Annotated in this window: 23 protein-coding genes; 18 read left to right on the forward strand and 5 right to left on the reverse strand. The window is 66.7% G+C overall.

The features are described from left to right. The first annotated feature begins 61 nt into the window (after positions 1-61). Complete coding sequence (locus jaqu_RS11580; RefSeq protein WP_043919119.1) at positions 62-802, forward strand: YebC/PmpR family DNA-binding transcriptional regulator; 741 nt, start codon at positions 62-64, stop codon at positions 800-802. A 100-nt stretch (positions 803-902) separates the two neighbouring features. After that, positions 903-1,574: a DUF998 domain-containing protein gene (locus tag jaqu_RS11585; protein WP_043919120.1), complete on the forward strand. Its 672-nt coding sequence runs from the start codon at positions 903-905 to the stop codon at positions 1,572-1,574. A 132-nt stretch (positions 1,575-1,706) separates the two neighbouring features. On the opposite strand, the gene jaqu_RS11590 is transcribed toward jaqu_RS11585, so the two are convergent. After that, positions 1,707-2,573: an ArgP/LysG family DNA-binding transcriptional regulator gene (locus jaqu_RS11590; protein ID WP_043919121.1), complete on the reverse strand. Its 867-nt coding sequence runs from the start codon at positions 2,571-2,573 to the stop codon at positions 1,707-1,709. Between the two features lie 69 nt (positions 2,574-2,642). Here jaqu_RS11590 and jaqu_RS11595 point away from each other — a divergent pair, with 69 nt between their 5' ends. The 3 genes from jaqu_RS11595 (at position 2,643) to jaqu_RS11605 (ending at position 4,913) form a co-directional block, all read left to right on the forward strand. Continuing rightward, positions 2,643-3,236: a LysE/ArgO family amino acid transporter gene (locus jaqu_RS11595; RefSeq protein WP_043919122.1), complete on the forward strand. Its 594-nt coding sequence runs from the start codon at positions 2,643-2,645 to the stop codon at positions 3,234-3,236. Positions 3,237-3,299: 63 nt separating this feature from the next. Continuing rightward, positions 3,300-4,196 carry a DMT family transporter gene (locus jaqu_RS11600; protein WP_043919123.1) on the forward strand — a complete coding sequence of 299 codons (897 nt, stop codon included), beginning with the start codon at positions 3,300-3,302 and terminating at the stop codon, positions 4,194-4,196. Positions 4,197-4,265: 69 nt separating this feature from the next. Further along, positions 4,266-4,913, forward strand: a complete 648-nt coding sequence (locus jaqu_RS11605) for a thermonuclease family protein (RefSeq protein WP_043919124.1) — start codon at positions 4,266-4,268, stop codon at positions 4,911-4,913. A gap of 18 nt (positions 4,914-4,931) precedes the next feature. Here jaqu_RS11605 and jaqu_RS11610 read toward each other — a convergent pair whose 3' ends face one another. After that, complete coding sequence (locus tag jaqu_RS11610; RefSeq protein WP_043919125.1) at positions 4,932-6,146, reverse strand: multidrug effflux MFS transporter; 1,215 nt, start codon at positions 6,144-6,146, stop codon at positions 4,932-4,934. 259 nt (positions 6,147-6,405) lie between these two features. On the opposite strand from jaqu_RS11610, the gene jaqu_RS11615 reads away from it, so the two are divergent. From jaqu_RS11615 to jaqu_RS11655, 11 genes are all read left to right on the forward strand, one after another. Then, the gene (locus tag jaqu_RS11615; RefSeq protein ID WP_043919126.1) at positions 6,406-7,938 is read left to right on the forward strand and encodes an acyl-CoA carboxylase subunit beta; all 1,533 of its coding nucleotides are present in this window, start codon (positions 6,406-6,408) and stop codon (positions 7,936-7,938) included. A gap of 31 nt (positions 7,939-7,969) precedes the next feature. Further along, positions 7,970-8,656 carry a hypothetical protein gene (locus jaqu_RS11620; RefSeq protein ID WP_141134330.1) on the forward strand — a complete coding sequence of 229 codons (687 nt, stop codon included), beginning with the start codon at positions 7,970-7,972 and terminating at the stop codon, positions 8,654-8,656. Between the two features lie 15 nt (positions 8,657-8,671). Continuing rightward, a complete protein-coding gene (locus jaqu_RS11625; RefSeq protein WP_043919128.1) occupies positions 8,672-8,932 on the forward strand; it encodes a DUF7218 family protein in 261 nt (86 codons plus the stop codon). Then, on the forward strand, positions 8,830-9,315 hold the full coding sequence (locus jaqu_RS11630; protein ID WP_269078989.1) for a DUF6497 family protein: 486 nt from the start codon (positions 8,830-8,832) through the stop codon (positions 9,313-9,315). Before jaqu_RS11625 ends, jaqu_RS11630 begins: the two co-directional genes overlap by 103 nt. 106 nt (positions 9,316-9,421) lie before the next feature. After that, positions 9,422-9,553, forward strand: a complete 132-nt coding sequence (locus jaqu_RS22250; RefSeq protein WP_269078990.1) for a hypothetical protein — start codon at positions 9,422-9,424, stop codon at positions 9,551-9,553. 210 nt (positions 9,554-9,763) lie between these two features. After that, positions 9,764-9,901, forward strand: coding sequence for a hypothetical protein (locus jaqu_RS21865; RefSeq protein ID WP_169746092.1), 138 nt, complete (start codon positions 9,764-9,766; stop codon positions 9,899-9,901). A gap of 75 nt (positions 9,902-9,976) precedes the next feature. Continuing rightward, the gene (locus jaqu_RS11635) at positions 9,977-10,333 is read left to right on the forward strand and encodes a hypothetical protein (RefSeq protein ID WP_043919129.1); all 357 of its coding nucleotides are present in this window, start codon (positions 9,977-9,979) and stop codon (positions 10,331-10,333) included. A gap of 346 nt (positions 10,334-10,679) precedes the next feature. After that, complete coding sequence (locus jaqu_RS11640) at positions 10,680-10,871, forward strand: hypothetical protein (RefSeq protein ID WP_043919130.1); 192 nt, start codon at positions 10,680-10,682, stop codon at positions 10,869-10,871. 113 nt (positions 10,872-10,984) lie between these two features. Then, the gene (locus tag jaqu_RS11645; RefSeq protein WP_043919131.1) at positions 10,985-13,024 is read left to right on the forward strand and encodes an acetyl-CoA carboxylase biotin carboxylase subunit; all 2,040 of its coding nucleotides are present in this window, start codon (positions 10,985-10,987) and stop codon (positions 13,022-13,024) included. Continuing rightward, positions 13,021-13,374, forward strand: a complete 354-nt coding sequence (locus jaqu_RS11650; RefSeq protein WP_043919132.1) for a hypothetical protein — start codon at positions 13,021-13,023, stop codon at positions 13,372-13,374. Before jaqu_RS11645 ends, jaqu_RS11650 begins: the two co-directional genes overlap by 4 nt. After that, positions 13,374-14,012 (forward strand): hypothetical protein, encoded by a 639-nt coding sequence (locus jaqu_RS11655; protein WP_052500931.1) that lies wholly within the window; start codon positions 13,374-13,376, stop codon positions 14,010-14,012. Before jaqu_RS11650 ends, jaqu_RS11655 begins: the two co-directional genes overlap by 1 nt. Before the next feature lie 106 nt (positions 14,013-14,118). On the opposite strand, the gene jaqu_RS11660 is transcribed toward jaqu_RS11655, so the two are convergent. Beyond that, a complete protein-coding gene (locus tag jaqu_RS11660; protein ID WP_236687842.1) occupies positions 14,119-14,595 on the reverse strand; it encodes a DUF4174 domain-containing protein in 477 nt (158 codons plus the stop codon). Between the two features lie 141 nt (positions 14,596-14,736). On the opposite strand from jaqu_RS11660, the gene jaqu_RS11665 reads away from it, so the two are divergent. After that, positions 14,737-15,654 carry a hypothetical protein gene (locus jaqu_RS11665; RefSeq protein ID WP_052500932.1) on the forward strand — a complete coding sequence of 306 codons (918 nt, stop codon included), beginning with the start codon at positions 14,737-14,739 and terminating at the stop codon, positions 15,652-15,654. Then, on the forward strand, positions 15,620-17,767 hold the full coding sequence (gene scpA / locus jaqu_RS11670) for a methylmalonyl-CoA mutase (RefSeq protein WP_043919134.1): 2,148 nt from the start codon (positions 15,620-15,622) through the stop codon (positions 17,765-17,767). The genes jaqu_RS11665 and scpA overlap by 35 nt, the downstream gene beginning before the upstream one ends. Positions 17,768-17,776: 9 nt before the next feature. Here scpA and jaqu_RS11675 read toward each other — a convergent pair whose 3' ends face one another. Further along, complete coding sequence (locus jaqu_RS11675) at positions 17,777-18,109, reverse strand: hypothetical protein (RefSeq protein ID WP_141134331.1); 333 nt, start codon at positions 18,107-18,109, stop codon at positions 17,777-17,779. Between the two features lie 196 nt (positions 18,110-18,305). Beyond that, positions 18,306-19,469, reverse strand: coding sequence for a M20 aminoacylase family protein (locus jaqu_RS11680; protein WP_043919136.1), 1,164 nt, complete (start codon positions 19,467-19,469; stop codon positions 18,306-18,308). Between the last annotated feature and the right edge of the window lie 38 nt (positions 19,470-19,507).

A 19,507-nucleotide genomic window follows, 5' to 3' on the forward strand; every position in this document is an offset into this window, starting at 1 on the left:
GGCTTGCGGGCGGGCATTGGCACGACCTATATCGCGGCCCACGCGACGAGAGGGGATTTCCATGGCCGGACACAGCAAGTGGGCGAATATCCAGCACCGCAAGGGACGCCAGGACAAGCTGCGCGCCAAGTTGTTCTCGCGGCTCTCGAAGGAGATCACGGTCGCCGCCAAGATGGGCGACCCCGATCCGGACAAGAACCCCCGCCTGCGCCTCGCCATCAAGGAGGCCAAGTCCAACTCGATGCCCAAGGACAATATCGAGCGGGCCATCGCCAAGGCGACGGGCGGCGACGGCGAGAATTACGACGAGATCCGCTATGAGGGCTACGGCCCCAACGGTGTCGCGATCATCGTCGAGACAATGACCGACAACCGCAACCGCACCGCCTCGAACGTCCGCTCGACCTTTACCAAGAACGGCGGGAACCTGGGCGAGACGGGCAGCGTCGGCTTCATGTTCGACCGAAAGGGTCAGATCGTCTACCCGGCCGATGCGGGGTCCGAGGACGACGTGATGATGGCCGCCATCGAAGCGGGTGCCGAGGATGTCGAGTCCGATGAGGACGGGCATGTCATCTGGTGCGCGGACACGGACCTCAACGCCGTCTCGACCGCTTTGGAGGCCGATCTGGGCGAGGCCGAGTCGACCAGGCTGGTCTGGCGGCCGCAGACGACGACCGAGCTGGACCTCGACGGGATGCAGTCATTGATGAAGCTGATCGAGGCGCTGGAGGAGGACGACGACGTTCAGACCGTCACGGCAAATTTCGAGGCTTCCGACGAGGTGATGGCCCAACTCTAGGTCCGGCTCGTGCGGCTCGTTCCGGCACCCGCGCGCGCGACGCCGTTGGCGGCTTCGACCGATCCATGCAACCCAGACGGGCAAGGTCGCGTTGGGAGGCATGGCTGTGTCAGACAATTCCGGGATCGTCAGTCCCGATGATCCGGGGGCCGAGCGCCCGACTTTCCTGCGCCTGCTCGCGATGCTCGCTGTGGGTGGATGCGTGGTCTTCGCCGTCTCCGTTCTGATCGCGGATTTCGTCGTCCCGAACCACGACTGGGTCGCCGACACGATCAGCGACCTGGGGGCGGGTCGCTACGAATTCATCGTCGATATCGGCATCTATGCCTATTCCTGCGCCCTGATCGCCTGCGCCGTCGGGGCCTCGCATTCCCATATGGGCGGACGGGGCTGGAGCTTCGGGATCTTCGGACTGATCTTCATGGGGCTGATCGTTTTCCTCGTGGGGGCGCGCAACGAATACGGAGATGGCGACAACGAAGGCGTGGTGATCCACAGCCAGCTGGTCTGGGCTCTCGGGCTCCTGTTCGCGGCGGTGCCTTGGGCGATGTCCTACGGGGCGGAGGCCTGCTCCGTGACGCTAAAATGGATCTTTCGGGGCGTTGCGATCCTCTGGGTGCCTCTGGCGCCGGCTTTCATGCTGGTGGTGCCCGACACCTGGGACGGTATCTATGAGCGTGGGCTGGGCCTGCTGACCTTCATCTTCGTCTGCGCGATGGCGTGGCTGCTGGTCGGCCGTGCCGCTGCCGTCGAGGCCGCGCGCGACGGGTAAGGCAGCCGGCGCTGCGGCCTGATGCACGTGAAGTGGGCCGGACGGCGAGGACTGACAGTGAGGTGGAGGCCTGCCCCGTTCGACCGACAAGACGGCCCGGAGGCCCTTCAGTCCGAGCGGCCGAAAGACCGATCACATGCCGTCTCTCGCCGCGCGCCGCATGGCGCGTGTCAGCGGCGCAAGCACATCGGCCATCACGCGGCTGACCTGCCATGTCAGCGGTGTTTCGAGTGTCGCGCCCGGGATCAGCTCGACCAGATGACCGGCCTCGAGATCGGGGCGCATGAGCCCTTCGGGATTCACGCCCCAGGCCAGACCTGCGCGAAGGGCCGCCTGAAGCGGGGAGGTCGCCGGCAGGGAATGGGCGGGCGGGTTGATCGCCTCTCCGGTGACCTGCCGGATCCAGCGGGTCTGGAGCGCGTCCTTCGGATTGAACCGCAGCGTCGGCGCGCGGGCCAGCGCGGCGGCATCGGGGCCGTCCGGAAACCACCGGTCCCGGAAGCCGGGCGAACAGGCGGCCAGATAGCGCAGCGCGCCCAGCGGATAGGCGTCGCAGCCGGGCAGGGGGCGCGTCTGGGCGGTGACGGCGGCGCTGACCTCGCCCCGGCGCAAGAGGTCCGCGGAATGGTCCTGGTCGTCGATGACGACATCGAAGCGGAGCCCCTCGACCGCGGCGAGCGCGGGCACGGCCCAGGTCTCCAGGCTGTCGGCGTTGATCGCGATGGCGAGGGCAGGGGGCGCCCCTTCCTGGCCCAGATCGGCGGCCAGTGCCGCATCGAGGGCGGCCATCTCGCGCGCGTGGCGCAGGAGGCGCCGGCCGAGCGCCGTCGGCTCTGCCGGTCCCAATCGGACAAAGAGCGCGCCGCCCGCCGCCTCGGCCAGGGCCTTCATGCGCTGACTGACCGCCGAGGGGGTCACGCCCACGCGCGCGGCCGCCAGATCGAAGCTGCCGGTCTCGCAGACGGCATCGAGAGTGGCGAGGAGGGTGGGCGCAAACATAAGAAACTCTAATTCTGGGTGACCATTCCTAAGTTGTCATGATAGTCGGCGGCGGTCCAGTTGGCGCCCATGACTTCGCTTCTTTCCGGCTTCGGCCTTGGCCTGTCCCTCATCCTCGCCATCGGCGCGCAGAATGCCTTTGTCCTTCGTCAGGGTCTGCGCGGAGAGCATGTGCTGCCCGTCGTGCTGACCTGCGCCCTGTCCGAAATCGTGCTCATCTCGATCGGCGTGCTGGGTTTCGGCACGCTGGTCGCGCGTGCGCCCTGGGCGGTCGAAGCGATGCGCTGGGGCGGGGTCGCGTTTCTGCTGGTCTATGCCGCGATCGCGGCGCGGCGGGCCTGGATCGGAGGGGCCGCGTTGAGGCCCGGCGGGCAGATGACGTCGCTGCGGGCGGCGCTTCTGACCTGTCTGGCCGTGACCTGGTTGAACCCACACGCCTGGCTGGACACGGTCGTGCTGCTCGGCTCAGTCTCGACGCAGGCAGAGGTGCCGGGCCTGTTCGGGGCGGGCGCGATCGTGGCGGCGGCCGTCTTCTTCTTTTCGCTGGGCTTCGGCGCGCGGCTGCTGCGGCCGATCTTTGCGCGGCCTGCGGCGTGGCGGGCGCTAGACGCGGGCATCGCGCTGGTCATGACCGTGATCGCCGTGGGGCTGGCGACGGGCTAGGCGAAGCGCGTTCGGACGCGGTTGCATCTTGCGCCGCGGCGGTCGCGGGCGCAGGAGGGTCACATGACGTCCCCCAGCCGACCCGTTCAGGGCATCCTGTGGATGGCCGTGACGGGCCTGTGCTTCATCGCCGTGACGGCGGTGGTCAAGCATGGCGCGCAGGATCTGCCGGCGGCGCAGGCGGCTTTTCTGCGCTACCTGCTGGGGCTGGTCTTCCTGCTGCCTCTGCTGCGCAGTCTGGTGGCAGTGCGGATGCCGGCGCGCGACTGGGGCCTTTTCGCGACGCGGGGGGCGGCGCACACGCTGGGCGTGACGCTGTGGTTCTTCGCCATGACCCAGATCCCGATCGCCGAGGTCACGGCGATGAACTACCTCAACCCCGTCTACGTCACGCTTGGTGCGGCGCTGGTCCTGGGCGAGAAGCTGGCGGCGCGTCGTCTGATCGCCGTGGGCGTGGCGCTGTTCGGCGTGGTCGTGATCCTGCGCCCCGGTTTCCGGGAAGTGCAACTGGGCCATGCGGCGATGCTGCTGACGGCGGTGCTGTTCGCGGTATCGTACCTGACGGCCAAGCCGTTGTCGGATCGCCATCCGGCGACGCTGGTCGTTGCCATGCTCTCGGTCACGGTAACGATCGGGTTGGCGCCGCTGGCCGCGCTGGTCTGGGTGCCCCCGACCCTGGCCGATCTGGGCTGGATGTTCCTCGTGGCCGCCTTCGCGACCGCCGGGCACTACACGATGACGCGGGCCTTCGCCGCCGCGCCTATCGCAGTGACGCAACCGGTGACGTTCCTTCAGATGGTCTGGGCCGTTTTGCTGGGCTGGGCGCTGTTCGATGAGCCGCCGGATCTGTTCGTCGTTCTGGGCGCGGCGCTCATCATCGGGTCGGTGACGTTCATCGCGTGGCGGGAATCGCGCCTCAAGCGGCAGGTGACGCCGCCTGTGTTGGCGGTGAAACACTGACCGGGGCGAATTAACCTTTCGTTAGGATTTCGCGTTGCGGGCGGCGGATCCGGGCCGCATGTCTTGGCCATGTTCAGACTTTGTTCACTCCTCGTCCTGCTCGCTGCCCCACTTGGCGCCGGAGAGGCCAGCGGCCCGATCCGCGTCGTCGATGCGGACACGTTCGATATCGGGCTGGCGGAGAATGTCCGCCTGATCGGCATCGACGCCGCTGAGGGCGCGCAGACCTGCACGGACGCATCGGGCACCATCCTCGCCTGCGGAGAGATGGCGAGCGCGGCGGCGCGACGGCTCTACCAGGGAAAGCGCGCGACCTGCCGGTGGGAGGAAACCGACCGATATGGCCGGCCCTTGGCGGTCTGCACGGTCGAGGGGCGCGATGCCAATGCCGATCTGGTGCGCCTGGGACTGGCGCGGACGTATCGCGACAGCCCGGCCTATGCCGAAGAGGAGAAGGAAGCCCAGCTGCTGGCGCGGGGTCTCTGGGCGTACGAGATGATGGACCCGGCCGCCTGGCGGGCGGCGCAGCGCGCGAGCGGGTCGGTTGCGCGGACGGATTGCGCGATCAAGGGCAACATGTCGTCTTCGGGTCGCATCTATCACATGCCGGGCCAGCGGGACTACGACGCGACGCGCATCGACACGCGGCGGGGCGAGCGGTGGTTCTGTTCGGAACGCGAGGCGCGCGAGGCGGGGTGGCGGAAAGCGCGCCGATAGGCGTTGCGGCGGCAAGGATCAGGAAGCCAGTCGCTTGTTCCGCCGGATCGTGAGCGCGATGGCGAGGACCGCGATGCTGCCGGAGGCGACCTGAAGTGCGATCAGGGGAACGGCGCTCTCGCCTCCATTCAGGAGCCAGCCGGCCACGGCCGAGAGCGCCGCGCCGCCGCCAATCATCATCGACCCGCCCAGTCCGCTGGCCGTGCCTGCCAGATGCGGCCGAACCGACAGCATGCCAGCCGTCGCATTCGGGATGACCATGCCGTTGCCGAGGCCCAGCACGGTCATGAAACCGAAGAACACGAGTGCCGAGGTCACGCCGGTGACCAGCGTCAGGACCAGCAGCACCCCCAGGCCGACCGCTTGTCCCAGTGCCCCCCACAGCACCATGCGGTCGACGCCGATCCGCTGGGAGAAGCGCCCGGAGATCCCGTTCCCGATCATGTAGCCGACCGCCGGTGCGCCGAAATAGAAGCCCAGCTCGGCAGGCGTCAGGCCGTAGATCGCCGAGCCGACGAAAGGCGCGCCGCCGAGATACGCAAAGAACGAGCCCGAGGCGAAGGCCGCCGCAAGGCAGTAGCCCCAGAAGCGGGGCGACGTGAGCAGGTCGGGATATTCCGCGACCTGCTGGCGGAAATTGCCGCCCTTCAGCGGGGCGGTCTCTCCGAGATCCGTGTAGGCGAGGATCCAGAGGCCCGCGCCGCACAGAAGCAAGAGCCAGAAGTTCGAGTGCCAGCCGAACGAGCCTTCCAGCAGACCTCCGATCGCGGGGCCAACCATTGGAACGACAGACATGCCCATGGTCACGTAGCCCAGCATCGAGGCCGCCTTGTCCTGCGGATAGAGGTCCCGGACGACGGCTCGGCTGAGCACCATCGCCGTCACGATGGCCGCCTGGCACATGCGGAAGACGAGGAACGTCTCGATCGTCTCGGCCATGAGGCAGCCGATCGTGGCGAGCATGAACAACGCGATCCCCCAGAGGATCACCGGCCGCCGCCCGTACCGGTCCGAGAGCGGACCGACGATGAGTTGCAGGACGGCGTTCACGCCGAGATAGGCGCCGACCGAAAGCTGCACGAGCGCGTAGTCCGCCGCGAACCATTCCGCCATGGCGGGAAGGCTGGGCAGGAAGATGTTCATCGACAGGGTCGACACCCCGACCAGCGCGACCAGCGTCAGGATGTGGGGCGGTGAGCGCCGGGTCGTGGTCTGGTCGGTGAGCTGGGCCATCGTCTTCCATTAAGCGCGCAGGGCGCGCTCGTCCAATTCCGTGGATGCAGCGGCGCCTGTGCGTCTGCGCCGGGATCCGGGATGATCTGATGCGTGCGTGCGGTATGTTCGCGGAAGAATCGGTGAGGGTCTTTACGGTCCGCGATCCTCGGGGATCGGATCGTGCGGATTGCCGTTCGAAAGTTGGCAAATGTTGCGCGGGGGTCTTCCCTCGCCGCGTCGCAGCGTCTAACCGGACGCCAGACAGGGAGGACGCCGCATGAAGGATATCCTGAACGAGGTCGAGGGCCGTCGCGAGGCGGCGCGTACCGGCGGCGGGCAGGCGCGGATCGACGCGCAACACGAGAAGGGCAAGCTGACCGCGCGTGAGCGGGTCGAATTGCTGCTGGATGCGGGCTCCTTCGAAGAGTTCGACATGTTCAAGGCCCACCGCTGCACCGAGTTCGGGATGGAGAAGAACCGCCCGGCGGGCGACGGCGTCGTGACCGGCTGGGGCACGATCAACGGTCGCCTCGTCTACGTCTTCAGTCAGGATTTCACTGTTCTGGGCGGCTCCGTCTCCGAGACCCATGCGCAGAAGATCTGCAAGATCATGGACATGGCATTGCAGAACGGGGCGCCGGTGATCGGGCTGAACGATTCCGGCGGGGCGCGCATCCAGGAAGGCGTCGACAGCCTTGCGGGATATGGCGACGTCTTCACCCGCAACATTGATGCCTCGGGCGTGATCCCGCAGATCAGCGTGATCATGGGGCCGTGCGCGGGGGGCGCCGTCTATTCGCCGGCGATGACGGATTTCATCTTCATGGTGAAGGACACCTCCTACATGTTCGTCACCGGCCCAGACGTGGTGAAGACTGTCACCAACGAGGTCGTCACCGCCGAAGAACTGGGCGGCGCGTCGGCCCATACGAAGAAGTCCGGCGTGGCCGACGGCGCCTTCGAAAACGATGTCGAGGCGCTGGCCGAGGTGCGGCGCCTGGTCGACTTTCTGCCGCTCTCGAACCGCGAGGTTGTGCCGGTGCGGCCCTTCTTCGACGACCCGGACCGGCTGGAGGACAGCCTCGAGACATTGATCCCCGACAACCCCAACCAGCCCTACGACATGAAGGAGTTGATCCTGAAGATCGCCGACGAGGGCGACTTCTACGAGATCCAGCCCGATTTCGCCGCCAACATCCTGACCGGCTTCATCCGCCTGGAAGGGCGGACCGTCGGTGTCGTCGCCAACCAGCCCATGGTTCTGGCCGGGTGTCTGGATATCGACAGCTCCCGCAAGGGCGCGAAGTTCGTCCGCTTCTGCGACGCCTTCTCGATTCCGATCCTGACGCTGGTGGACGTGCCTGGCTTCCTGCCCGGCTCGAGCCAGGAATATGGCGGCATCATCAAGCACGGGGCGAAGCTGCTCTTCGCCTATGGCGAGGCGACGGTGCCGAAGGTGACGGTCATCACCCGCAAGGCCTATGGCGGCGCCTACGACGTCATGGCGTCCAAGCATCTGAGGGCGGATTTCAACTACGCCTGGCCCAGCGCCGAGATCGCCGTGATGGGGGCCAAGGGCGCGGTCGAGATCCTCTATCGCAAGGAGCTGGGCGATCCCGACAAGATCGCGGCCCGGACGGCGGATTACGAGGACCGTTTCGCCAACCCCTTCGTCGCGGCCGAGCGCGGATTCATCGACGAGGTGATCGAGCCCCGCGCGACCCGCAAGCGCGTGGCGCGGGCCTTCGCCTCGCTGCGGACCAAGCAGACGCAGCGGCCGTGGCGCAAGCACCCGACCCTGCCGCTCTGAGCGCGCGATGGGGGCGGAACCGGCGATACGGGTGATCCACCGCATCGAGCTGATGGCCGATGACCGGGGCGGGATCACCCATGCGCATATCGAGGGCGAGGAGATGCCGGTCCAGTCCGGGGCCTGGGCTTTCTACGCCCCGCTCGTGAAACTGAAACTGTCCCACGCGCGGGAGGGTCGGCAGACCTGCCTGCACAGGCGGGCGCGGCGTTTCGTGTCGCCGGGGCCGGCGCAGCGGGTCCTGAACCGCGTCTCTGCCATGACGGGACGGCGGATCGGGCCGTATCTGGTCGAGGATTGGCACCGGGCGCTGTCCACGCGTGCGACACGGCGCACGGCGGAGACCTGGATCGCGGCGCGGCGCTTGGCGCAGGCTGGGCTGGGACCGGGCGTCGGCGATCCCGTCGTGGTGCAGCATCTGTCGGCGCCATATCTCGCGGCGTCTTCGGTAACGGCGGGTTTCGTGCAGGAGAACGCGCTGACGCTGCCGCCCGGACCGTCGCCCGATGCAGGTGCCTTGCGCGCCGCCGGTGTGCGCCCGGACCGGATCGAGTCCTGCATCCGCCAGCCGATCAACGGCTATGTCACGGATCTGAATTCTGTCGTCGGTGTCGTGCCGCTGGATGCCGAGGAGGAGGTCGCCGATCTGGCGGCCCGACTTGACGCCGCCCTCGACGGCGGGGACGTCACCGCTAGTGTTGGGAGGAACGATGTATGACCGGCGAGGTGCGCCATGACCAAGGATCACGGACCCAGCGTGAAGGACGACGAGACCTACGAGGCGCTGCGCGAGCAGGGCGCGTCGAAGTCGAAGGCGGCGGCGATCGCCAACGCGCAGGCGGGCGGGGACGAGCCGTCGAAGAAGGGGGGCAAGGCGCCGCCCTACGAGGAATGGACCAAGGACGAGCTCTACGAGCGGGCTCAGGAGCTGGACGTCGAGGGCCGGTCGGACATGACGAAGGACGAGTTGATCGCGGCCTTGCGCGACACCTGATCGCGGCCGCGCTCGCGATCGGGCTTGCCGCTCCGGCCACCGCGCAGGAGGCGGTGCCGTCGGGGCAGGCGCTCGTGTTGTGGGAGATCCTCTGGGAAAAGGTCGAAGGACAGGAGGACGTTCAGGCCGTTCTGCGTTTCATCGCGCCCGGCGTTGCGCGAGAGGGCGGCACCGTCGATGCCGAGGCGGCGATGCTGGATATGGACTGGCTGTGCGAGACCCATGCCATGCCGCTTGCGTCCATGTCTTACGCGCGCTCGGACATGGTCATCGTCAATCTCATGGATCGTCCGGTTGCCCGCGGGGAAACGGACCCCAATGCGACGCAGTATTTCGGCGTCTACCGCATCGCCGACGGCGGATGTCTGCCGGAGGACGGCTGATCGTGCTGTGGAGAGCCATGGAACCCGGGGCTGGTCTGCGCCATTCTACTCATGGGAGAGTGCCGCAAGAACGCTACCGACTCCCCGGAAAAGACAGGAGACTCGCATGTCCAAGCTCATCAAGACCGTCGCCGTTCTCGGCTTCACCGTCACGCTGGCCGCCTGTGGCGGCAACGCCGACGACGAGGTCGTCATCGTCGATCCGATCGTGGTCGATCCGGTCAGCCCCAAGTTCTGATTGCGCGGCGTCCCGCCAACATTCCGGCGATCTTTCGCCGGATGTTTCCGGGGCGCTACAGGCCAGGCGGCCAAACGTGGTGATTTCGGGGCACCCGTATTCACACGAAAATCAGGCTGGTAAGGTCTCTGCAGGCCGCGATTTCGCGGTCCCATTCACGGGCGGCGTCGGATGTGTTCCGGCGCCGCCCGTCAACGTCAGGAGACCTTCATGTCGAAAGTCGTCAAGTCCGCCGCGATGCTCGGCCTGCTCACTGCACTGGCCGGCTGCTTCCTCCCGGATCCGAATCCGGAAGAGGTGGTCATCGTGGAACCCGTCGTGGTCGAACCCGTCACGACGAAGTACTGACCTCACGCGGGGGCGGGTCGAACCCGCCCCCCGTATCCCGGCCCCCGGTATCGCGGATCGTCCACGGGGGCGCCGATGCTGAAGCACCGCGGATTCCCCGGCCGCCTGCCCGGGACCGATTTCCAGTTCACCCTGCGCCGTGCCAATCCGAAGGGCGCGACGGAATTGCGTCCGCGCGAGCGGTTCCGCGACCGGCGTCCCGCGGACCGCGCCGCCGACGCCGCATTCATGGCGGCGCTCTGGGCTCATTTCGGCGAAGAGCCCTTCGAGCGGGGAAACCTCGATGCCGGGCGGCTGTCCTGGTTGCTTGGACGCGAGGTCGTTCCGGCCACCGATCCGTGGGATCCGGCCTCCTACGACGCTCTGCTGCGGATTGATCCCGGGGTTGCCCGGACGAGCTTTCCCGATGCCTTCGAGACGGGTGCGACGTGAGCGTTTTGCCGCCGACCCATGGCCGCTCTTGGCTGAACCTTGCCGATAGTTCCGCAACGTCCGATTCGCGCTATGCGGTATGGGCCGGGCGATGCAGGCTGTCATTGCGTTCGGGGCTTTCCCGCCCGGATCGCGAGTGGAACCGTACCCCTTCCCCTGCCGGATGGCGCTGTCCCAATTCGGGGCAATCGTCATCCGGCTTTTCTTTGCCTTTCAGGACAGACGCTGGGCGTTCGGTTATCGCATATCGCGGGTCCGGGCTTGAAACCGAACATGCACCCGGCACGTTATTTGTCGGCAACCACGAACGCGCCGCAGATGCGCGAACGCAGACAGGAGATCACCTATGCGACGTTCCTTTATCCCCGCCCTCGGACTTGTGGCACTTCTGGCGGCCTGCCAGCAGGGCAGCGATCTCGAGCGTGCCGCCGTCGGCGCGGCCATCGGCTGTGCGGCGGGCGAGATCCTGTCGGACGGCGAATGCATCACCGGCGCCGCTGTCGGCGGCGCGGCGGGCGCCTTGGCAAACGACTTCTGAGTCGGCTTTTCTGACGGCGCCTTTTCCGAGGCGCCGGATCAAACGGCCGTCCGGTGTTGCCACCGGGCGGCTTTTTCTATGGGACCCTGCGCAAGACCGGGGAAAGGGATGACATGTTCGACAAGCTACTGATCGCGAACCGGGGAGAGATCGCCTGCCGTGTCATCAAGACGGCCCGGCGGATGGGGATCCCGACGGTCGCGCTCTATTCGGATGCGGATCGCAACGCGCTGCATGTCTCCATGGCGGACGAGGCGGTCCACATCGGCCCCCCGCCCGCCAACCAGTCCTACATCGTCATCGACAAGGTGATGGACGCGATCCGTCAAACCGGCGCCACGGCCGTGCATCCCGGATACGGCTTCCTGTCGGAGAACCCGAAATTCGCCGAGGCGCTGGAGGCGGAGGGCGTCGCCTTCGTCGGCCCGCCCAAGGGCGCCATCGAAGCGATGGGCGACAAGATCACCTCGAAGAAGATCGCCGCCGATGCGGGCGTCAGCACCGTGCCAGGCCATATGGGGCTGATCGAGGACGCCGAGGAAGCCGTGCGCATCAGCGAGGAGATCGGCTTTCCCGTCATGCTGAAGGCCAGCGCGGGCGGCGGCGGCAAGGGGATGCGGATCGCCTGGTCCGCCGATGAGGTGGCCGAGGGGTTCCGGGCCTCGAAATCCGAAGCGGCCAGTAGTTTCGGCGACGACCGGATGTTCATCGAAAAGTTCGTCACCCAGCCGCGCCACATCGAGATCCAGGTTCTCTGCGATCAGCACGGCAACGGCGTCTATCTGGGCGAGCGGGAATGCTCGATCCAGCGCCGCAACCAGAAGGTGGTCGAAGAGGCACCGTCGCCCTTCCTGGACGAGGCGACGCGCAAGGCGATGGGCGAGCAGGCCGTCGCGCTGGCCCATGCGGTCGGCTATTCCAGCGCGGGGACGGTCGAGTTCATCGTCGATGGCGACCGAAACTTCTACTTCCTGGAGATGAACACCCGCCTGCAGGTGGAGCATCCGGTCACGGAGTTGATCACGGGCGTCGATCTGGTCGAGCACATGATCCGCGTGGCCGCCGGCGAAAAGCTGTCGATGACGCAGGAGGATGTCAGCCTGACCGGCTGGGCCATCGAAAGCCGCCTCTACGCCGAGGATCCCTATCGCGAGTTCCTGCCGTCGATCGGGCGTCTGACGCGCTATCGTCCCCCGGCCGAGACCCGTGCCTACGAGCCGGGCACCGCCGCCGGGGCCGCCGGCAGCCCGGTGATCCGAAACGATACCGGCGTCTACGAAGGCGGCGAGATCAGCATGTATTACGACCCGATGATCGCCAAGCTCTGCACCTGGGCCGAGACGCGAGAGGCGGCCATCGACGCGATGGCGGATGCGCTGGACAGCTTCGAGGTCGAAGGGATCGGTCACAACCTGCCGTTCCTCAGCGCGGTGATGGATCACCCGAAGTTCCGCGCGGGCGACATGACGACCGCCTTCATCGCCGAGGAATATCCCGACGGGTTCGCGGGCGTGCGCCTTCCGGACGCGCGGCTGGAGGAGATCGCCGCCGCCACCGCCGCGATGCACCGCGTGGCCGAGATCCGGCGCACGCGCGTCTCGGGGCGGATGGACAACCACGAACGGGTCGTCGGCGACGACTGGATCGTGAGCATGGCGGGTCATGACACGGACGTGCGGTTCGAGACACGCATCAGGGCCGACCGGGACGGCGCGGACGTGACGGTCGGTGAGCATACCTTCCGCGTAGAAAGCGCATGGACTCCGGGCGACAGTACTGCCCGTGTCAAGATCGACGGAGAGGTCATCGCCCTGAAGGTCGAGAAGATCGTCCAGGGCTTCCGCATCCGGCATGGCGGGGCGGAGCTTCGCGTCCATGTCCGCACGCCACGGCAGGCCGAACTGGCGGCGTTGATGCCGGTGAAGGTCCCGCCGGACACCTCGAAGATGCTGCTCTGTCCGATGCCGGGCCTGATCGTTCGCATCGACGTGGCCCAGGGAGACGAGGTGCAGGAAGGGCAGGCCTTGGCCGTGATCGAGGCCATGAAGATGGAGAATGTCCTGCGCGCGGAGCGGAAGGGCAAGGTCAGCGCGATCAAGGCCGCCGCCGGAGACAGCCTGGCGGTGGATGCGGTCATCATGGAGTTCGAATGAGGCCCCGGCTCGCTTGGGTTATCGCATGCGCGGGCGGGTTGGCCGCGGCCTATGCGGTGGCGCGGGCGTCGGCTGAACTGACGCTCTCCGGCGCGCCGACGCGCGGTGTGCTTCTGGCCGCGCTCGGGACGCCGATTGCCGGTGTCGCGGCCTTTGCCTTTCTCTACGGCATCGTTGTGGGTCGGGCACTCGATAGCCGGTTCTGGGCCTTCGCGATCGCGATCGTGACCGGGATCGCTGTCCTTTTCTACGTCGTCATCACGCAGGGGCTGGCGACACCGATCGAGGCGGCGGCGGTGTCGGCGATCCTCGCCTGCGGCGCCGCCGCGATCCTGCCAGTGCGCGCCTGATGGAGCCGTCGACCCTCGCCCAGCTCGATCCGCGGATCTGGCAGGCCGTCATCGCCGGCACGGTCGTCGCGCTGGGTTGGGTTTTCAACGGCTGGCGCACCCGGCGCGCCGAGCGGGAGTTGCGGGCCGAGAAGCTGCGCGATGCCCACAAGGCAATCTACGCCGAGATCCGAAACGTCTGCGCGACCTACTGGCTGGAGGGCGAGGCGGAGGCCCATGCAGCCGCTCTGATCGAGCGCATGGAGGCGGAGCCCGACTTCGTGCCTTTCATTCCGGCGGAACGGCACGACCGTGTCTATGAGACGATTTTGCCGCAGATCGACGTGCTGCCGCGCCAGACGATCGACGCGATCGTCGCATTCTACGCCTTGATCGAGACGATCCAGTGGCTGTCCGAAGACATGCGCGGAGAGCGGTATTCGGCGTCAGGCCCCAAACGGCGCCTCGCCGTATATCGGGACTATATCGCCATGCGCGCCCGTGCATTCGATTACGGTCAATACGTGCTGCGCTTGATCCTGGCGTTCAGCGAAGGCGGCCCCGCCGAGGCCGACCGGGTTCAGGCCGAATTCGGAAGCCGCCCTGTCAGTAGCCCGGCCGAGGACCGTTCGTCCCCGGCGGGTTCGGATACGGCGTGAGCGGAATGTCAGGGTCGCGTTCCATACTCGTCCTCCGTTACATTCTCAATGTGGGGCTGACAGGCCTCGGACGCAACATGTCGCTATCGATAGGGGGCAGAGACCCTTACGTGGCGTCGCCGCTTGGGTTCTCCCGCAACTCGCGGCGGCGCATGGGCATCTTGTCGATGGAGCGGGACAATTCCCGGACCGTCCATGGCAGCGGCTTGCGCAGCGACACCTGTCCGTCCTTGCCCATCAGCACCATCATGAAGCCGCGCGGGCGGAGCTGTCTGCGCAGGTCCGATTGCCCGTCGGGATCGGTATCCGTGATCACGACGACATCCCGTTCGACCAGACGGTCGAGTTCGGCGATGATCTCCTCCATCTGTTCCTGGAAGGCGGGATCGGCCGGGGTGTTCGCGAAGACGACGACGGGGCGCGCGATCCATTGGAACGCGTCGATGTCGATCTCGGTCGCATCGAAGACGGTGGTCGGTTCCTGCTGCCAGCGGACCACGGCGTCGGTATCGGCAAAGGCAGGCGCGGCAAGAGCGAGGAAGGCGGACAAGGTCAGGCGTGATATCATGGGTGCTCCGGTCATTGCCGAAGATATAGGCGGCGCGGGGACCGAGACGAAGGCCCTATGCACGTCTTCTGGCAAATCCGTCTCGAATGCGCGATTTAACGTGGTGAAAACGGCTGGTGGGGCAGGTCCGGGGGGCCTGCCATGACGGAGACCAGGATGGAAACGATCCTACATATCGGCGCCCACCGCACCGCCACGTCCACGCTTCAACGCCTTATTTCGCGCAACGCGGGGGCGCTGGCGTCGTCCGGCGTCGCCGTCTGGACACCCGACCGCACCCGTGGCGGCCTGCTGGCCGGCGTGATGGGCGATCCCGGCCGTCGCGATCCCAGGCGCGACCTTCTGGCGCATCGCTCTGCCGGGCGCGTCGCGATGCACCGCTCGCGGCTGGCGGGGCAAGGTATCCATCGCCTGATCGTCTCCGACGAGAACATGCTCGGGGGACTGCGCGAGAACCTCGCGCTCGCGCGGCTCTATCCGTCCGCAGGGGCCCGGATGGCGCGCGTGGCCCAGGCCATCCCCGAGGTCACCCAGGTGCATATGTCCATCCGCAGCCCGGATACCTGGTGGACCTCGGTTTTCGCCTTTCTGATGACGCGCGGCTTCGGGCCGCCCGACCGGGCTACGCTGGACGCGATCCTTCGGGGGCGACGGTCGTGGCGCCACGTGATCGAGGATGCGGCGGCCGCCTTGCCGCGGGCGCGGATCTCTGTTGCGTCCTACGAGGAATGGGGTCATCGCCCTGCAGAGATCTTCGATGCGATGACCGGCCTGCCGCCGGAACATGGCGGTGCGGCGATCGTGAACGCGACCCCGCCGGTCGCCCTTCTTCAACAGCGTCTGCACGACGAGGGAAGCGATGACGTCCTGCCGGTGCTGGGCGCAAGCTATGCCCCGTTCGGGCCCGACGATCGGGCGGCCTTGCGCGCCGCCTATGCCGACGACTTGGCCTGGCTGCGCGACGGCGCGGACGGCCTCGCAGAATTCAGGACGCGCGCCGCACGCACGGCGCCGCCGAGCGACAGGAAAGGACGACATCATGGCCGACGGAGCGTCGCGGGACCCCCGCGCTGACTGGAAGACCATCGCAGAGAAGGAACTCCGGGGCAGGCCGCTCGAAGACCTGACCTGGCGCACGCTGGAGGGGATCGACGTCCAACCCCTCTATACCGAAGCCGACCTGGCCGGTGTGAACCACCTCGGCACCATTCCCGGCGCCGCCCCCTTCGTCCGGGGGCCGAAGGCGACGATGTATGCCGGCCGTCCGTGGACGATCCGCCAATATGCGGGCTTCTCGACGGCTGAGGAATCGAATGCCTTCTACCGCCGCGCGCTCGATGCGGGACAACAAGGGGTCAGCGTGGCCTTCGACCTGGCCACCCATCGCGGCTACGACAGCGACCATCCCCGGGTCGTCGGCGATGTCGGCAAGGCGGGCGTCGCCATCGACAGCGTCGAGGACATGAAGATCCTGTTCGACGGCATCCCCCTCAAGAAGATCTCCGTCTCGATGACGATGAATGGAGCGGTGATCCCGGTCCTCGCCAATTTCATCGTCGCGGGCGAAGAGCAGGGCGTCCCGGTCGAGGCGCTGTCCGGGACCATCCAGAACGACATCCTGAAGGAGTTCATGGTCCGCAACACCTACATCTATCCGCCCGAGCCGAGCATGAGGATCGTTTCGGATATCATTGAATTCACGTCCGAAAAGATGCCGAAGTTCAATTCGATCTCGATCTCGGGCTACCACATGCAGGAAGCCGGCGCGGATCTGGTGCAGGAGTTGGCCTTCACTCTGGCCGATGGCCGCGAATATGTCCGCGCCGCGATCGCCAGGGGCATGGATGTGGACCGCTTCGCGGGACGCCTGTCCTTCTTCTTCGCTATCGGCATGAATTTCTTCATGGAGGCCGCCAAGCTGCGCGCCGCCCGCCTGCTGTGGCATCGGATCATGTCGGAGTTCGAGCCGAAGAACCCGAAATCGCTGATGCTGCGGACCCATTGCCAGACCTCGGGCGTGTCCCTGCAGGAGCAGGACCCCTACAATAACGTCGTGCGCACAGCCTATGAGGCCCTGGCCGCCGTACTCGGCGGGACGCAGTCGCTGCACACGAACTCTTTCGACGAAGCCATTGCTCTGCCGACGGAAAACTCGGCCCGGATCGCGCGGAACACGCAGTTGATCCTTCAGCATGAGACCGGCGTGACCAACGTCGTCGACCCGCTTGCCGGCAGCTATTACGTCGAGAAACTGACGCACGATCTGGCCGAGAAGGCCTGGGCCCTGATCGAAGAGGTCGAAGAGATGGGCGGCATGACCAAGGCGGTCGCCTCTGGCATGCCCAAGCTGCGCATCGAGGAAAGCGCGGCACAGCGCCAGGCCGCCATCGACCGGGGCGACGATGTGATCGTCGGCGTGAACAAGTACCGCCGCGACAAGGAGGACGCGATCGACATCCTCGATATCGACAACGACGCGGTACGAGAGGCGCAGGTGCGCCGTCTGAAACGCATTCGGGGCGAGCGAGATGAAGCGGCCTGCAAAGCGGCGCTCGACGCGCTGACGGAAGGGGCGAAGGGGCAGGGCAACCTTCTGGCGCTTGCCGTCGACGCCGCCCGCGCCCGCGCCACCGTGGGCGAGATCAGCGACGCGATGGAGGTCGTTTTCGGTCGCCACAGAGCGGAGGTACTCACGTTGTCAGGGGTTTACGGGTCGGCCTACGAGGGGGACGAGGGCTTCGCCGCGATCCAGAAGGACGTGGAGGCGTTCGCCGAAGAGGAGGGGCGCCGCCCCCGGATGCTGGTCATCAAGATGGGCCAGGACGGCCATGACCGCGGCGCCAAGGTGATCGCCACGGCCTTTGCGGATATCGGCTTCGACGTGGATGTCGGCCCGCTTTTCCAGACGCCCGAAGAAGCGGCGCAGGATGCCATCGACAACGATGTGCACGTCGTCGGCATCTCGAGCCAGGCGGCGGGTCACAGGACCCTGGCGCCCAAGCTGATCGACGCCCTCCGCGAGCGGGATGCCGGAGAGATCATCGTGATCTGCGGTGGCGTGATCCCGCAGCAGGATTACGAGTTCCTGCGCAAGGCCGGCGTCGCGGCGATATTCGGTCCCGGGACCAATATCCCCGACGCGGCGGCGGATGTGCTGCGCCTCATCCGGGAGTCGCAGCGACCCTGATCCGTACGTTCAGTTTCTGACGGTCCCACTTCCGAACTCGATGCTGAAGCGGCCTTGCCGCGAGGGGGCAACGCTCAATGGACGGCAATCGGCGATCTTGCCGATCAGCCCCTCTTCGCTGCGGGCATTGACCCGATTGAAGTAGGTCAGGTCGGTCAGAACGCGCCGGCCGTCCATGTTGACCCCGCCTCGACGCAGCATGTTCCGCACACCGCGATTCAACCTGTGATCTGTCACGTTGTAAGCACCGCAGACCATCGGCTGGCCGTTCACGGCCATCACCTTGTAAGCGAGGTAGAGGCGTCCGCCGATCCCGCCGGTCCAACCCGTTCTACCGCGCACGAAGTCTTAGGTGACGGTGACCTTGGTTTCGGCCATGGCGGCGCTAGCCGACAGAGCGAGGGCCGCGCAGAGGGCTGCGCGGATTGTCTTTATCATCGTTCTGTCTTCCGAATTGCGTCTGGTATGGGCTGATCTGACGTGATGCGGATGCTGGCGCGAGCGCATCGCGCCGCTGCATCCTGTAACGCCGACCGGATCAGGCCGCCGGCATCCGCCGCTCGACGACTTCGGCCCACCACGAACAGCCCGCCGGGATCGCCTCGTCGGTGAAGTCGTATTCGGGATGGTGAACCGGCGCCGTGTCGCCATTGCCGATCAGGATATAGGCGCCCGGCCGTTCCTCCAGCATGAAGGCGAAATCCTCGCCTCCCATCACGAGCGGCGCGTCCTCGCACTGGCCTGAAACGGCGCGGGCGGCTTCGGCGGCGAATTCGGTCTGGTCCTCGTGGTTCACCATCACCGGGTAATTGCGATGGTAGTTCACTTCGATCGTGCCGCCGAAGGTCGCCGCGACGCCGGCGGCGATCTCTTCCATCCGCTTTTCGGCGAGGTCGCGCATCTCTGGCGCCATCGTGCGGACCGTGCCGCGAATATGCGCCCGCTGGGGGATCACGTTGAAGGCGTTGGACGACGTCTCGAACGAGGTGACGGAGACGACGATCTGCTTGGTCGGGTCGGCATTGCGGGACACGATCTGCTGGAGTGCCGTGACCAGATGCGCGCCCATCAATGTGGTGTCGATGACCTCCTGAGGTTTCGCGGCGTGGCCGCCTTTGCCTTCGAGCGCGATCTCGAAGACGTCCGTGGCGGCGAAGAACGCGCCGGGCCGGATGGCGAATTCTCCGACCTTGCGCCCCGGCCAGTTGTGCATCCCGTAGACCTCCTGGATGTTCCAGCGGTCCATCATTCCGTCGTCGCACATCTCCTTGCCGCCGCCGCCGCCTTCCTCCGCCGGCTGGAAAATGACGACGCAGGTGCCGTCGAAATTGCGCGTCTCCGACAGGTACTTCGCGGCGCCCAGCAGCATGGCGGTATGCCCGTCATGGCCGCAGGCATGCATCGCGCCGGCGGTGCCGGACGCCCATTCGGCGCCGGTCTGCTCGTGAATGGGAAGCGCGTCCATGTCGGCGCGCAGGCCCACGACCTTGCCTGTGCTGTCAGTACGGCCCTTAATGACGCCCACGACGCCGGTTCGGCCGATCCCTTCGACGACCTCGTCGCAGCCGAAGGCGCGGAGCTTCTCTGTAACCAGGGCCGAAGTCCGATGGGTATCGAACAGGATCTCGGGATGGCGGTGCATGTCGCGTCGCCATTCCGTGATCTCGGGGAGCAACTCGGCGAAACGGTTCTTGATGGGCATGATCTCTCCTCTTTGCGCAGAGGGTGCCGCGCCGACGG

Origin of the sequence: Jannaschia aquimarina, from assembly GCF_000877395.1 — a bacterium.
GTDB classification, from domain to species: domain Bacteria; phylum Pseudomonadota; class Alphaproteobacteria; order Rhodobacterales; family Rhodobacteraceae; genus Jannaschia; species Jannaschia aquimarina.

What these genes read in the sequence shown, in the direction of transcription:
- jaqu_RS11580 (WP_043919119.1), top strand. Translation starts at nt 62, where the DNA reads ATGGCCGGACACAGCAAGTGGGCGAATATCCAGCACCGCAAGGGACGC.
- jaqu_RS11640 (WP_043919130.1), top strand. Translation starts at nt 10,680, where the DNA reads ATGCGACGTTCCTTTATCCCCGCCCTCGGACTTGTGGCACTTCTGGCG.
- jaqu_RS11680 (WP_043919136.1), bottom strand. Translation starts at nt 19,469, where the DNA reads ATGCCCATCAAGAACCGTTTCGCCGAGTTGCTCCCCGAGATCACGGAA.
- jaqu_RS11625 (WP_043919128.1), top strand. Translation starts at nt 8,672, where the DNA reads ATGACCAAGGATCACGGACCCAGCGTGAAGGACGACGAGACCTACGAG.
- jaqu_RS11650 (WP_043919132.1), top strand. Translation starts at nt 13,021, where the DNA reads ATGAGGCCCCGGCTCGCTTGGGTTATCGCATGCGCGGGCGGGTTGGCC.
- jaqu_RS11600 (WP_043919123.1), top strand. Translation starts at nt 3,300, where the DNA reads ATGACGTCCCCCAGCCGACCCGTTCAGGGCATCCTGTGGATGGCCGTG.
- jaqu_RS11605 (WP_043919124.1), top strand. Translation starts at nt 4,266, where the DNA reads ATGTTCAGACTTTGTTCACTCCTCGTCCTGCTCGCTGCCCCACTTGGC.
- jaqu_RS11610 (WP_043919125.1), bottom strand. Translation starts at nt 6,146, where the DNA reads ATGGCCCAGCTCACCGACCAGACCACGACCCGGCGCTCACCGCCCCAC.
- jaqu_RS21865 (WP_169746092.1), top strand. Translation starts at nt 9,764, where the DNA reads ATGTCGAAAGTCGTCAAGTCCGCCGCGATGCTCGGCCTGCTCACTGCA.
- jaqu_RS11590 (WP_043919121.1), bottom strand. Translation starts at nt 2,573, where the DNA reads ATGTTTGCGCCCACCCTCCTCGCCACTCTCGATGCCGTCTGCGAGACC.
- jaqu_RS11665 (WP_052500932.1), top strand. Translation starts at nt 14,737, where the DNA reads ATGGAAACGATCCTACATATCGGCGCCCACCGCACCGCCACGTCCACG.
- jaqu_RS11630 (WP_269078989.1), top strand. Translation starts at nt 8,830, where the DNA reads ATGGACCAAGGACGAGCTCTACGAGCGGGCTCAGGAGCTGGACGTCGA.
- jaqu_RS11655 (WP_052500931.1), top strand. Translation starts at nt 13,374, where the DNA reads ATGGAGCCGTCGACCCTCGCCCAGCTCGATCCGCGGATCTGGCAGGCC.
- jaqu_RS22250 (WP_269078990.1), top strand. Translation starts at nt 9,422, where the DNA reads ATGTCCAAGCTCATCAAGACCGTCGCCGTTCTCGGCTTCACCGTCACG.
- jaqu_RS11595 (WP_043919122.1), top strand. Translation starts at nt 2,643, where the DNA reads ATGACTTCGCTTCTTTCCGGCTTCGGCCTTGGCCTGTCCCTCATCCTC.
- jaqu_RS11660 (WP_236687842.1), bottom strand. Translation starts at nt 14,595, where the DNA reads ATGACCGGAGCACCCATGATATCACGCCTGACCTTGTCCGCCTTCCTC.
- jaqu_RS11615 (WP_043919126.1), top strand. Translation starts at nt 6,406, where the DNA reads ATGAAGGATATCCTGAACGAGGTCGAGGGCCGTCGCGAGGCGGCGCGT.
- jaqu_RS11645 (WP_043919131.1), top strand. Translation starts at nt 10,985, where the DNA reads ATGTTCGACAAGCTACTGATCGCGAACCGGGGAGAGATCGCCTGCCGT.
- jaqu_RS11585 (WP_043919120.1), top strand. Translation starts at nt 903, where the DNA reads ATGGCTGTGTCAGACAATTCCGGGATCGTCAGTCCCGATGATCCGGGG.
- jaqu_RS11635 (WP_043919129.1), top strand. Translation starts at nt 9,977, where the DNA reads ATGCTGAAGCACCGCGGATTCCCCGGCCGCCTGCCCGGGACCGATTTC.
- scpA (WP_043919134.1), top strand. Translation starts at nt 15,620, where the DNA reads ATGGCCGACGGAGCGTCGCGGGACCCCCGCGCTGACTGGAAGACCATC.